The organism is Hyphomonas sp. UBA4505 (assembly GCF_002388685.1).
Classification (GTDB): domain Bacteria; phylum Pseudomonadota; class Alphaproteobacteria; order Caulobacterales; family Hyphomonadaceae; genus Hyphomonas.
Genome location: NZ_DGMZ01000012.1, coordinates 396,881 through 408,542, shown reverse-complemented (window position 1 = coordinate 408,542; position 11,662 = coordinate 396,881). Strand labels below are relative to the sequence as shown.

General features: G+C 60.9%; 13 protein-coding genes and 1 other RNA gene. 7 read left to right on the top strand and 7 right to left on the bottom strand.

Annotation, left to right across the window (positions count from 1 at the left end; translation table 11 throughout):
• Positions 1–92: 92 nt before the first annotated feature.
• Complete coding sequence (locus tag B3527_RS11110; RefSeq protein ID WP_206991279.1) at positions 93–755, top strand: DUF2959 family protein; 663 nt, start codon at positions 93–95, stop codon at positions 753–755.
• Between the two features lie 135 nt (positions 756–890).
• On the opposite strand, the gene B3527_RS11105 is transcribed toward B3527_RS11110, so the two are convergent.
• Entirely contained in the window at positions 891–1,283 is a 393-nt protein-coding gene (locus B3527_RS11105) for a hypothetical protein (protein ID WP_290479907.1), read from the bottom strand.
• A 159-nt stretch (positions 1,284–1,442) separates the two neighbouring features.
• Between B3527_RS11105 and B3527_RS11100 the strand changes: the two genes are divergently transcribed.
• Entirely contained in the window at positions 1,443–1,790 is a 348-nt protein-coding gene (locus B3527_RS11100) for a DUF1428 domain-containing protein (RefSeq protein ID WP_206991277.1), read from the top strand.
• 188 nt (positions 1,791–1,978) lie between these two features.
• Here B3527_RS11100 and rnpB read toward each other — a convergent pair.
• The 3 genes from rnpB to B3527_RS11085 all read right to left on the bottom strand — a co-directional run bounded on the left by rnpB (position 1,979) and on the right by B3527_RS11085 (position 3,929).
• Positions 1,979–2,351: RNase P RNA component class A (rnpB, locus tag B3527_RS11095), an RNA gene on the bottom strand.
• A gap of 47 nt (positions 2,352–2,398) precedes the next feature.
• A complete protein-coding gene (locus tag B3527_RS11090; RefSeq protein ID WP_290479906.1) occupies positions 2,399–3,214 on the bottom strand; it encodes an enoyl-CoA hydratase/isomerase family protein in 816 nt (271 codons plus the stop codon).
• 55 nt (positions 3,215–3,269) lie between these two features.
• The gene (locus B3527_RS11085) at positions 3,270–3,929 is read right to left on the bottom strand and encodes a TetR/AcrR family transcriptional regulator (RefSeq protein ID WP_206991275.1); all 660 of its coding nucleotides are present in this window, start codon (positions 3,927–3,929) and stop codon (positions 3,270–3,272) included.
• An 83-nt stretch (positions 3,930–4,012) separates the two neighbouring features.
• On the opposite strand from B3527_RS11085, the gene B3527_RS11080 reads away from it, so the two are divergent.
• Together B3527_RS11080 and B3527_RS11075 are read left to right on the top strand one after the other, a co-directional pair.
• Positions 4,013–5,545, top strand: a complete 1,533-nt coding sequence (locus B3527_RS11080) for an amidohydrolase family protein (RefSeq protein ID WP_290479905.1) — start codon at positions 4,013–4,015, stop codon at positions 5,543–5,545.
• A gap of 70 nt (positions 5,546–5,615) precedes the next feature.
• Positions 5,616–6,794 carry an acyl-CoA dehydrogenase family protein gene (locus B3527_RS11075; RefSeq protein ID WP_290479904.1) on the top strand — a complete coding sequence of 393 codons (1,179 nt, stop codon included), beginning with the start codon at positions 5,616–5,618 and terminating at the stop codon, positions 6,792–6,794.
• A 4-nt stretch (positions 6,795–6,798) separates the two neighbouring features.
• On the opposite strand, the gene B3527_RS11070 is transcribed toward B3527_RS11075, so the two are convergent.
• Positions 6,799–7,341, bottom strand: coding sequence for a low molecular weight protein tyrosine phosphatase family protein (locus B3527_RS11070; RefSeq protein ID WP_290479903.1), 543 nt, complete (start codon positions 7,339–7,341; stop codon positions 6,799–6,801).
• Between the two features lie 170 nt (positions 7,342–7,511).
• Between B3527_RS11070 and B3527_RS11065 the strand changes: the two genes are divergently transcribed.
• On the top strand, positions 7,512–8,456 hold the full coding sequence (locus B3527_RS11065; protein WP_290479902.1) for a YhjD/YihY/BrkB family envelope integrity protein: 945 nt from the start codon (positions 7,512–7,514) through the stop codon (positions 8,454–8,456).
• On the opposite strand, the gene B3527_RS11060 is transcribed toward B3527_RS11065, so the two are convergent.
• Together B3527_RS11060 and B3527_RS11055 are read right to left on the bottom strand one after the other, a co-directional pair.
• Positions 8,435–9,184 carry a peptidoglycan recognition protein family protein gene (locus B3527_RS11060; protein WP_290479901.1) on the bottom strand — a complete coding sequence of 250 codons (750 nt, stop codon included), beginning with the start codon at positions 9,182–9,184 and terminating at the stop codon, positions 8,435–8,437. The genes B3527_RS11065 and B3527_RS11060 overlap by 22 nt on opposite strands.
• A complete protein-coding gene (locus B3527_RS11055; protein ID WP_206991270.1) occupies positions 9,184–10,086 on the bottom strand; it encodes a DMT family transporter in 903 nt (300 codons plus the stop codon). The genes B3527_RS11060 and B3527_RS11055 overlap by 1 nt, the downstream gene beginning before the upstream one ends.
• A 227-nt stretch (positions 10,087–10,313) precedes the next feature.
• On the opposite strand from B3527_RS11055, the gene B3527_RS11050 reads away from it, so the two are divergent.
• A complete protein-coding gene (locus tag B3527_RS11050; protein ID WP_206991269.1) occupies positions 10,314–11,033 on the top strand; it encodes a hypothetical protein in 720 nt (239 codons plus the stop codon).
• The gene (locus B3527_RS11045; RefSeq protein WP_290480655.1) at positions 11,030–11,656 is read left to right on the top strand and encodes a class I SAM-dependent methyltransferase; all 627 of its coding nucleotides are present in this window, start codon (positions 11,030–11,032) and stop codon (positions 11,654–11,656) included. The genes B3527_RS11050 and B3527_RS11045 overlap by 4 nt, the downstream gene beginning before the upstream one ends.
• The last annotated feature ends 6 nt before the right edge of the window (positions 11,657–11,662 follow it).

Sequence of the window (11,662 nt, the reverse complement as noted above, 5' to 3'; positions counted from 1 at the left end):
TGAAACCTTTTTGCCCGCGCAACTGGACGGATCGGGCGACGCACGGCAAACAGGGGCGATTGAATTCACGGGGAAGGGGTTTCGTGTCCATCATGTCCAGTCGTCTACACGCTGCAATGCTCGCAGCAGCTCTCGCCACGTCCACACTATCTGCTTGCTCGACCGCCTATTACGGCGCGATGGAGCAGTTCGGATACCAGAAGCGCGATTTGCTCGTATCCAGGGTCAATGATGCAGCGGATGCCCAGGCGGATGCAAAGACGGAGTTTTCCAATGCGCTGGAAGCCTTCCGGTCGGTTGTGGCGTTTGATGCTGGCGAACTGGAAGCGTCTTACGACTCCCTGAATCGCGCCTATGAACGGTCCGAGGAGAAGGCGGATCGCGTGCGCGAACGCATCAAGGACATGAAACAAGTCTCCCGCGACCTGTTTGTGGAATGGCGCAAGGAACTGGAAGAATATTCCGATCCGGGCCTGCGCCGTGCCTCGGCCGAGCAATTGGAGGCGACACGCGACCGCTATGCCGTGCTGGTCGAAAAGATGGACCGGGCTGCCGCGTCGATGGATCCGGTGCTGGCCGTGTTCAAGGACCGGGTCCTGTTTCTCAAACACAATCTGAATGCGCGCGCGATCGCGGCGCTGGGCGATGAGACACGTAATATCGAGACCGATGTCGCGGCCCTGATTGCCGAGATGGAGCGTTCCATCGCCGATGCGGATGCCTTCATCCAGGAAATGCAGGCCGGTTCGGTCTAGCGCATTTTCAACGGGAAACTTGTTCAGACAATGGGGCCAGATGGCCCCATTGTTGTATCGTGCTTTGAATGCTGCACAAATGACGCCGGAAAAGGCGCTTTTTTTGGGAACCTAATTGTGGGGCGCGAGTTCTGTTCAGGTCTCTGGCAGGGGCAAGCTCACCGAAGTCTGCTCATTCCGGTCTCGGCCGGAATCTGGAATTGAGGGGACACATGTTTCAATTCCAGGCCTCGAATGCGTTCGGGGTGAGCAGATACCGCCCCGCTCGGGTTCAAATCCTGACATGGCTGCAAGAAATGCCCGCGAAGGCGCAAAGCTGAGCGGGTCAGCTTTGGCTGTGCCCGGCATATCACCAATGACCGCGATATGGACCGCGCCGGACGACGTGATTTGCACCAGCATCTGCCGCGCATCCCTGCGAACATGGCGCACAAAGAAAGTCAGCACCACAATCTGCACCCATATCCAGAACCGATGGGTCTGGAGATGGGGCGGCAGATTTCGCAATGTGGCGAAGGCGTCAGTCATGTGCGCAGTGTAGGCTCGGCCATGGGTGCGTCGGATAAGTTTCTGGTCAGATCAATGGCGACACAGGGGCCGGACTCGGCATGTGTGGGATAATTCCTCTGGGCAAGGTAGGATAAGGCGGGCTCCGGCAGGTTGCCGGGCAAGAGGGAGAAATAGCTGATGACTTATGTCGATTGTTTCATGGCGGCCGTGCCGGAGGCGAACAAGGCGGCCTACCTGGCGCAGGCGAAGATGATGGCCGGCCTGATGAAGGAATACGGCGCGCTGAGCGTCACCGAATGCTGGGGCGTGGATGTGCCGGAGGGCAAGAAGACATCCATGCATCTGGCGGTCATGCGCGAAGCGGACGAAGGGATCGTGTTTTCCTGGGTGACCTGGCCGTCAAAGACGGTGCGTGATGCGGCCTGGGCGAAGCTGGAGAGTGATGAACGGATGCAGGGCATGGAGATGCCGTTCGATGGTGCGCGCCTGATCTTTGGCGGGTTCGAGACGATGCTGGAGGCTTAGGCAGCGTCTCAGGGGCATTTCATATCTTTTCATGGGGTTTCATATGCGGGGGGCAGTGCGTGCACATCGCGTCTCGCTTCCCGGCAATTGATTCTCGGGCAGGAGACCAGCCCTTGCTTGCGCTGCGGACCTCTTCTTCCTTCATTCGATCCTCGATCAAATGCTGCCGTATAGCGGCACCGGGAAGTAAGACCAGACGGCCTGTAAGCCGGGTTCTGTTCGCCGTGTTGCCACGGTCTGGCAGCCATTCCTCTGGGATGCCTGTTGCCAGGCACCTCACGCGACACACCCGGGGCACGGGCGTGAAACAGCCCATATGTGCCCCCTATTCGGTCTTGCTCCGGGCGGGGTTTACCGTGCCAGTCCTGTCGCCAGGCCTGCGGTGGGCTCTTACCCCACCCTTTCACCCTTACCTCTCCCGAAGGGGAGGCGGTTTGCTTTCTGTGGCACTTTCCCTCGGCTCACGCCGGGCGGCCGTTAGCCGTCGCCCTGTTTCCCTGGAGCCCGGACTTTCCTCCAGTACGCAGTTACCCGCGCACCAGCGGCTGCCCGGCCGTCTGGTCCAGAGGGGGATATAGGCGGAAAACCTGCTCGGCGCCAGTCATGCTTCAGTCGCCCGAGAAGTCGGGGGTGCGCTTTTCGAGGAAGGCGCGGATTGCTTCGGCCTGGTCATTCGACTGGCTGGCGAGCAGGAATTGATCGCGGTCCATGAAACTGGTGGCAAAGGCAAGGGGCTGGGCGGCGGTGTCGATGGCCTGTTTGGTCATGCGCAGCGCGATCGGGGGCAGGGCCGCATAGTCGCGGGCGAGACGGGTGGCAGCTGTGAGCGTCTTGCCGGACGCGGCAATCTCGTCGACGAGGCCCCAGTCCAGCGCCGTCTGGGCGTTCAGTTTCCGGCCCAGCATGATGAGTTGCTTGGCGCGCGATGGCCCCATCAGGGCGACGAGCCGGGGGACCGAGCGCCAGCTCATATTCATGCCGAGCGGGACTTCCGGCAGGCGAAATTCCGCCGTGTCCGAACAGACCCGGTGGTCACAGGATGCGACGAGAGCCAGACCGCCGCCTATGCAGAAGCCTTCAATGGCGGCGATGGTGACCTGTTCAAGATCGGCCCAGGCCTGGCACATGTCCGGGCCGAGCCGGACGGCACTGCGTTGCTGCAGCAGCGTCATCTCGTCACGGCCCTTGCGGTCGGGATCCTTCAGGTCTGCCCCTGCAGAGAAGACGGATGTGCCGGTCAGGACAATAATGGAACTGGAATCATCGTCTGCCAGTGCCCGCGCCACATCCCGCAGTTCGGTCATGCCCTGGATGGAGAGCGCATTCAGTCCGTCGCCGCGATCATAGGTGACGGTGACGAGGCGGCCTGCGCGTTCCAGCGAAACGAAGTCGCCAAAGCGCTCTGTCGTGGTTGTGTCCGGCATAAACCCTCCCGTCCGGCTGGCCGCCTTTCCGGCGTGCTCCCTGTCAGCGTCACGATCAGGGTGCGGGCGGTGGGAAGTCAACTGCGAACCGGACGTCAAGCTGGCTGGCCATCAGGTCCGAGAGGAGAGCGTCGCGCTCTTGGGGGGACAAGGCACTGAAGTTCAACGGACGTTCGGCCCGGCCCGAGACGATGAGATCGGCCAGCCCGTGCGCCATGGCCCAGGAGGCCATGACGTGTTTCATCGCGCCGGGATCATCGGGGGGATTGTTTCCGACGACGCTGCGTACGCCCGACATCAGTTTCTCATAGGCAGCGATGGAGGCCGCTCCGAGATCGGCCACAGTTCGGTCAGGCTTTTCCGAGCTGAACATCAGGCGAAACAGGGCCGGGTTCTCCAGCGCGAAATCAATATAGCCAAGCCCCACCGCAATCTGTTGTGAGCGCACATCGCGCTCGGCCGCGTCCTGACGGGCTTCCTGTGTGGCGACCAATCGCCGGAAGCCGGACGCCGCCAGCGCGGTGAGCAGGCCGCGGGCATCCCTGAAATGGTGGGCAGGGGCCCCGTGGCTGACGCCCGCGCGCTTGGCGACCGCGCGCAGGGAAAAGGATTCAATACCGTTTTCGGAAAGTTCCCTCTCGGCCGCGCGCAACAGTTCACTGGCGAGATCGCCATGATGGTAAGTTTTCCGGGAAGACTTTTCAGTTGAGGCCATCCGTCTTGATAGCACGTCACTTGACACTGTCTAGATGCGCAGGCAAAGACAATGTAGACAGTGACTAGATGAAGGCTGGCGAAATGAGAAAATGGATTGTCAGGATCGTGTTGGGCGTTGCGGCCGTCATGATGGTCGGCGCGGTATCTTCCTACCTGTTCATCGATCGTGAGCTGACGAGAATGTATGGCGGCCTGACCGAAGTGGCCGATCCTGCATTGTCGAAAGAGAGTATGGACAGTTATGCCATCTTCCATGTGAACGTGCTTGCGCCGGAAGGAGATCGCTTTCTGCCGGACCAGATCGTGACGATCAGGGACGGGGAAATCCGATCCGTTGGCGATTCGACGACAGTTCCCAGAGGCATCCCCTCGCTTGTCGGGCGCGACATGTATCTCGTGCCGGGTTTTACAGACTCGCACGTCCATCTCTGGGAAAGCGAGAATGATCTTCTGCTCTATGTGGCCAATGGTGTGACGCAGGTGCGGGACATGAACAGCCTGCCGGTCAATCTGCGCTGGAGGGACGAGATCGAGGGTGGCAGGATCGGACCGGACATTTTTGCGGTCGCGCCGCAATTTGCGACCTTCGGACCGATGGAGGGCGCATTTGTCGGCTGGGTGCAGCACAAGACCATCGTGCGGACAGCAGAGCAGGTCGACAAGGCCGTCCAGGACTATGTCGCCAAAGGGTATGACGCGCTGAAAGCCAGCAGCTATCTGGATCGCGAAGGTTACATCGCCCTCAGCGCAGCGGCGGCCAAGCATGATATTCCGCTGGTCGGGCATTTGCCGGTGGCGACCGGTCTGGAGGATTTGTGGGCATCCCATCAGAGCGAAGTCGCCCATGTCGAAGAATTCGTCAAAGCGCTGGACCGCGAGTTTGGCGGTTATGGTGCCGACACAGCGGAAGACTTCCTGACCTTTGTCCGGGGACGGAGCGAGGATGTCGCGGATCAGATGATCGCGCACGACATTTCCGTGACCTCCACGCTGGAACTGATCGACAGTTTCCAGAGGCAGAAGTCGGACCTCCAAACGGAATTGGGCGCTGCAAAGCTGGTCTATGAAAATCCCGGCATCGCGGAAGGCACCGTGATCACGTCACGCGGCATGGGGTGGCTGCCGGATGTGAACATTTACCGCTGGCCAGACCAGTGGGATGATGATCGCAAGGCGCGCAGCCGCCTCTATTGGCAAACCTATGCCGAAGCCCAGCACATCCTGTTCGAGGCGTTCATGGCGCGCGGCGTGGCGATCATGACCGGGACAGACGCAAACGTGCCCGTCCGGGTGCCGGGCTTTTCCCTTCATGGAGAAATGACAGCTTTGCAGGCGGCTGGCATGAGTCCGGCGCAGATCCTTGCCTCGGCCACGTCAGTTCCCGGTGATTTCATGGGTACGTCCACGGGCCAGGTCCGTCCTGGCCAGAAGGCAAATCTCGTCTTGTTGCGGGAAAATCCGCTGGAGGATATTGGCGCGACGGACGCCATTGAAATGGTCATTATTGGCGACAGTGTTTTCAACCGAAAAGACCTGGATCAAATGCTGGATACGGTGAAGGCCGCAAATGATGCGAGCCGGACCGTGCCGATACCGGTCGCTGAAGGCGGGTGATCGCCCGTCTGCCCGCCATCGCGCCACGTCAGGACTGGGCAAGGGAAGGCAGGCTGGGGTAGCGTGAGCCATGACCGAGATCACGACTTACGAGACCTTGCAGGCGGCGCTCAATGCACTCGCCCCGGAATTGGCCGACCGGGCGGCCGAGATGGACGACGCGCGGCGGCTGCCTGCCGACCTTGCCGGGAAGATGGCGGCGGCGGGCGCGTTCCGCATGATGACGCCAAAGACCTATGGCGGGCTGGAGTTGACGGCGCGAGAATTCATCGAGGGCGTTGAACAGATCGCGCGCGCCAATGCCAGCGCCGGGTGGTGCTCCATGATTGCCTGCACGACCTCCATGAACGCCGCCTATATGGCGCCGGACATGGCGACGGAAATCTATGCTGACCCGTTGACGATCACAGGCGGCGTGTTTGCGCCGATGGGCCGGGCTGACGTGGAAGGCGATGGCTATCGCGTCACCGGGCGCTGGCAATGGGGCTCCGGCTCAGCCAATTGCAGCTGGCTGGCGGGCGGCTGCATGGTGTTCGAGGATGGCGAGCTGAAACGCCTGCCATCCGGCGCGCCAGATCAACGCATGATGGTGTTCCCGGCCAGCGAGGCGACCCTGCACGACACATGGCATGTGATGGGCCTGAAAGGGACTGGTAGCGGCGATTTGTCGGTGGATAATATCTTCGTGCCGGCGGCGCGGTCTGTTTCTCTGATTACGGATGTTCCCCGCGAAACGGGGCCGCTCTATACGTTCCCGGCCTTTGGCCTGTTGTCATTGGGCGTATCGGCCGTGGCGATGGGCAATGCGCGGGCGAGCCTCGATGCTTTCAAGGATCTCGCCAGCGCCAAGAAGAGCCAGGGCAGCAGGAAAACGCTGGCCGAGCGCCAGACCATTCAGGCGAGCTTTGCCGAGGCCGAGGCCCAGTGGCGCGCAGCCCGTGCCTATATGATGGCGGAGCTGGACGAGACCTGGGCCGTCGCGCTTGGCGTGAAGCCGGGTGAAGGCATTCCGGTCGAGCGCCGCGCAGCCTTGCGCATGGCGTGTACGCACATGACGCGGACCGGCGCAGACATCTGCCGTACCCTGTATGACCTTGGCGGCGGCGCGTCCCTGTTCGAATCCTCTGATCTGCAGCGCCGCTTTCGCGACGCGCACGCGATGACGCAGCATATCGTGACCGCCCCCGCGACATGGGAACTGACCGGGCGATTGCTGCTGGACCTGCCGACGGATGGGGGCATGGTCTGACGGGTCAACTGTTTCCAAAAATCAGCGGCTCTGCTGCTGTGCGGATCAGTGCGACCAGATCGGTGTCCATGAATTTGTAGTCGTCCGGAATGTCGAGCACGTGCAGGCGTTTGAACCGGATATCCTGACGGAAATCGGCCTTGAGGCGTGCGGCATGCTTTTCCTCCATCACGAGGATAAGGTCAGCCCAACGAATGTCTTCCAGCGAGACCTGCCGCCGTGCACTGCTTGCCGTGCCGGCAGAGCGTGTCGCAATGCCGTCGGCTTTGGCGAAGATCGCCTCGCCAGTGGGGCTGCGCCACTGGTTTTTCGAGCAGACGAACAACACGTTTACGGGGTCGGCCTCGGCCATCAGTTTCTCCCATTCGCGGCGGGGCCACAGCTTTCCGAGCTGTTGCGCGCGGCGAAGTTTCACGCTTCGCCCATAAAGGTGTTTCCATTGCTTCTCAACGCCATAGCGGTCGATCCGCTGGCTGCGGGAAAGGTATGTGTCCGGGCGGTGGCGATTGATGCGCCGACGCGCCCCACGATCCTGTGGGTGTGTCATGGTGGTGATCCTCATACTGTGCGGGTCAGCAGCCGCGGCAATACGAGGAATGCGGGGGTCATAGCGTAATGTGTCCCTGTCCGGCAAGGGGCCGGAAAGGACCAGATAGGGAAAAGGTGGGACGGGGACGCGAATTGCTCCATATGGAAGGTCTCACCAATGGAGGCTGTATGCTGAAGTGGATCAAGAAGCTGCCTGTGCCCCAGCCGGTCCGCCACTGGGTGATCTCGCCGCTCTGGTGCGCCATTGTCCGCCTGTCGAAGCCGGAAGTGCGGATCGTGACCGGTGGGATCAGCTTCTATGCCTTGTTCTCCATCTTTCCGATTGTCTATCTGACCCTGACCTTGCTGTTTGCGCTGCTACCGGCAGATCTCAGCCGCCAACTGGGCGATACGGTCGATCAGGTGTTGGTCTCAGCCGTGGCCCCGCTCAGCAAGGCCGACCTTGATGTGATCCATGAGTCCACGCCGCAGGGCGTAACCTTTCGCGCGCTATTTGCGGTGATTGTGGTGTTCTACACCGCAAGCTCAGGCGCGAAGGCTGCGATTACCGGCATCCGCATGGTGGCAGGCAGTGAACAGCGTACACGGATTATCCGCTTCCAGGGCGTATCGATCCTGATGACGGCGCTGCTTATCCTGTCGGTCTGGATCCTGGGCGCGCTGCAACTGATCCTGTCGCTGATCACCGAGCGGGAAGGCTATATTGCGTTCGAACTGGCGCAGACCGTATCGGACATTGCCTCCACCCTGTGGCTGGGGAAGGGGATCGCCTGTTTTGCGGTGTTCTATCTGATTATTGCCCTGTCCCTGCACGGGCGGGTGAAGGGGCACCGGGCCAAGGCAATGGGGGCTGCGGCTGGCGCACTGGCCTGGCTGGTCGCGACCTGGGGCTATCACCTCTACCTCAAATTCAGTGCGCTCGACACATTTTACGGCGCGCTGGCCTCGGTGATCCTTGGCTTCATCTGGTTGTCAGTGTCGGTTTCGGCGCTTCTGTTTGGCGCAGCGCTGGCGGTCGAATGGGCCGCGCGTATGCAGCGGGAAGAGGTGATTGCGGAAGATGAGGATGAAGAGATCGAAGCGGTTGAGTCTCAGGCCGTAAACAGCGCTTGAATGACGCCAATGCGGCGCAGCGTATTGAGGTCGGCTTGCCCGGTGACATGCTCTGGCAGCCAGCGGCGCTGGAAGGCGGTGATCACCTTCTCGCAGGTCTCGCCATAGATGTCGGTCACGTCGAAGCCATAGCCGATTTCTGACAGCATGGTCTGGAGACGCCAGACGCTGGAGCCGGAGGTGCCGCGTTCGAGCCCTTTGCCGATGATCTCTTTCGTCGTGCCGTCGAATTCCGGCCACAGGCTGATGCCGGCGCGGGCGAGCCGTTCCCACGGGAAATGCTCTCCGGGGTCCTGCTTGCGCAGGGGCGCGATGTCGGAATGACCGAGGATGCGCGTGGCTGGAATATCGTGGCGACCGAGAATGTCGTGGACGAGATCCAGCAGGGCATGGATTTGCGGGCGCGGATAGGGTGGCAGGCCGCCATCAGGCAAGGGGAAGTCATGCCCGCCATTGACGATCTCGATGCCGATGGAACGGGAGTTGAGATCCTGCTGCCCCTGCCAGCTGGCGACGCCTGCATGCCAGGCGCGCTTGTCCTCATCGACCAGCTGGGTGATGCGGCCATCCTCCCAGACCATGTAATGGGCAGAGACTTCGGCGGCCGGGTCGCACATGCGCTCCAGGGCCTCCTCGCCGGTCGCCATGCCGGTATAGTGCAGGACCAGCATGTCGAGCTTGTGCTTGCGCATGTTGAAGTTCGGACTCGGCGTTTGCGTGATGTCCATCAGCTGCCTCCGGATCCCATTTTCTTGACGATGGCCGCATCCGGCAGGGTCTTGTTCTGGCGCACGGCGATGACAAATACGCCAGACAGCGAGATGACGGAACCGAGTATCAGGCGTGCCGTGATGGGTTCGTTCAGCAGGACGATGCCGAACACGACGCCCCAGACGGGCGTCATCAGGGTGAGCGGTGAGAGCAGCGAGATGTCATATTTCTTGATCAGCGTATAAAAACCGCCATGGCCAAAAATGGACACGCCGACCACGGCGAACAGCCATGCCACGGCCAGCTGCCATCCACCACGAGACAAGGCCTCCAACTGGCCTGTCTCGATCATGCTGGACGTGATCAGGAGCGGGGCGAAGCTGAACAGGCCGACCCAGGCCTGCAGGCGCAATGCCTTGATCGGGGCCATACGCTTCATCAGGATGCCGCCCACCGAGCCGACAAAGGCAGCGATGGTGATGTAGACCAGTCCGATGGAGATGGTGAAACTGGCCGGGTCGAATGCGATCAGCACAACGCCGGCAAAGGACAGCATGATGCCGAGACCGCGCCGCCAGCCGATGGTTTCGCCGAGAAATGCCATGCTCATCAATGTCGAGAAGGGCGCGCCCAGTTGGCCGGTGATCGAGGCCGCGGACGCTTCGGCATTCTGCAATCCCATGAAGAGGAGAGAGAAGTGTACCGCGCCAATGAACATGGCGATCAGGAACAGCATTTTCAGGTCTTCGGGCTTTGGCCGCAGGAATGCGAGCAGCAGCAGGGCGACTCCGGCAAAGCGGATGCCCGCGAAGAAAATCGGCGGCACGCCGATATCGGCAACAACCCATCGCGTGACGACGATGTTGAGGCCCCAGACAAGGCACACGGCGAACAGGAGAATAAAATCGCGAAAGGACATGCTTTGGCGGTTAGCAGGATTTATCCGGGCTGGGCAGGGGGCTTGGGACTTTCTCTTGCTGGCCGGGCAGCTGTAGAGCAGATTGGTATATTCAGCTTGCAGTCAGGTGCGGCTTGCGAGGGAACTGACGGCTGCGGGATGCGCTAAACAATCGTTAAGAAGATGTTATAGTCATTGGCAGGTGGAAGGCGGGGCCAATCCGGACCTGTTATCAGGAGGTGTGGTGTATGGGACTGATCTGGTGGATTTTGCCAGCAATTGCGGCCGTGATCGGTCTGATGTTGCTGTTTGCAGGTTTTGGAAAACTGGCACGCCTGAAAGCAGGTTCCGGCGCCGTTCGCCTGACCTTTGGCGCCGGAATGCTTGCTTTGGCGGGGGTCGTGGCCTTTGCCGGGCTCAACCTGCAGACCTACAAGCGCCTGACAAAGGAACGCTACGCCGCCAATATCAAGTTTGAAGCGGTCGAAGGCGAAGCTAATGCCTACACACTGGATCTGACATTTTCCGATGGTCGCAAACTGGTTGAGGCCAATGGGGCCCAGCCAGTGCTGCGCGGCAACGAATTCGAGATCGGTGCGCAGGTCATCAAGTTCAAGCCGATGGCCAATATGCTGGGATATGACTCGATATACCGGCTCGACTTCATCGAAGGCCGCATGTCGCGCCGCTTCACACCGGATTCAGTGACCGAGGCGACAACCAATGGGATCGCCCTGGCAACCAATCCGGGGCTGGATGTGCATCGCCTGGCCGAGGAGCAGGGCGGGCGGTTCGGCATTGACGCGCAGTACGGCTCGGCCACTTACCAGCCCATGGGCGACCGGTTTGAGTATGTTGTGAACATCTCTCAGGACGCGCTCATTGCGCGCCCATCCGAGGCGACCAAGACGCTGATCCAGAAACAGCGCTTCCCGGGCTATTCCTCCACTGAGGAGCCGGGTCAGTGAACCCGTGGGATCGCTACGTTGTCCCGCACATTGTAGCGTGTGCCTGCAGCACCAAGCCGATCATGAAACAGCGCGAGAAAGTCGTGCCGAAGGCCACCGGCCGTGTGCTGGAAATCGGTGCGGGATCGGGTACGAATTTCGCGCTCTATGATGGCAACAAGGTCGACCATCTCTATGCGCTGGAGCCTTCCGAATTGATGGTCAACAAGGCTCGCCGCGAAGCGGGACGCCTCGGCATTGGCCACCATATCGATTTTCTTCAGACCGGAGCAGAATCCATTCCGCTGGAAGATGATTCCATCGACACGGTCGTCATAACCTTCGTCCTGTGCACAATTCCGGACTGGGAGGCGTCGCTGAAGGAAGTGCGACGTGTTCTGAAACCCGGCGGCAAGATCCTGTTCTCCGAACATGGCCTTGCGCCGGATGAAGGCGTGTCGAAGTGGCAGCGACGGATCGAACCTGTGTGGAAGCCGCTTGCGGGCGGTTGCCACCTGACGCGCGATACCGAGGCCATGTTTGCCTCGGCCGGGTTCCGGCTGGAAGACGCTGAGACGATGTATCTGCCATCAACGCCCAAAGTGGCTGGCTTCGTCAGCTGGGGCACAGCGGTTCCGGTCTGACACCAA

Excerpts from the sequence above, each read along its gene's own strand:
- B3527_RS11110 (WP_206991279.1), top strand. The coding sequence starts at position 93 with ATGTCCAGTCGTCTACACGCTGCAATGCTCGCAGCAGCTCTCGCCACG.
- B3527_RS11105 (WP_290479907.1), bottom strand. The coding sequence starts at position 1,283 with ATGACTGACGCCTTCGCCACATTGCGAAATCTGCCGCCCCATCTCCAG.
- B3527_RS11100 (WP_206991277.1), top strand. The coding sequence starts at position 1,443 with ATGACTTATGTCGATTGTTTCATGGCGGCCGTGCCGGAGGCGAACAAG.
- B3527_RS11090 (WP_290479906.1), bottom strand. The coding sequence starts at position 3,214 with ATGCCGGACACAACCACGACAGAGCGCTTTGGCGACTTCGTTTCGCTG.
- B3527_RS11085 (WP_206991275.1), bottom strand. The coding sequence starts at position 3,929 with ATGGCCTCAACTGAAAAGTCTTCCCGGAAAACTTACCATCATGGCGAT.
- B3527_RS11080 (WP_290479905.1), top strand. The coding sequence starts at position 4,013 with ATGAGAAAATGGATTGTCAGGATCGTGTTGGGCGTTGCGGCCGTCATG.
- B3527_RS11075 (WP_290479904.1), top strand. The coding sequence starts at position 5,616 with ATGACCGAGATCACGACTTACGAGACCTTGCAGGCGGCGCTCAATGCA.
- B3527_RS11070 (WP_290479903.1), bottom strand. The coding sequence starts at position 7,341 with ATGACACACCCACAGGATCGTGGGGCGCGTCGGCGCATCAATCGCCAC.
- B3527_RS11065 (WP_290479902.1), top strand. The coding sequence starts at position 7,512 with ATGCTGAAGTGGATCAAGAAGCTGCCTGTGCCCCAGCCGGTCCGCCAC.
- B3527_RS11060 (WP_290479901.1), bottom strand. The coding sequence starts at position 9,184 with ATGGACATCACGCAAACGCCGAGTCCGAACTTCAACATGCGCAAGCAC.
- B3527_RS11055 (WP_206991270.1), bottom strand. The coding sequence starts at position 10,086 with ATGTCCTTTCGCGATTTTATTCTCCTGTTCGCCGTGTGCCTTGTCTGG.
- B3527_RS11050 (WP_206991269.1), top strand. The coding sequence starts at position 10,314 with ATGGGACTGATCTGGTGGATTTTGCCAGCAATTGCGGCCGTGATCGGT.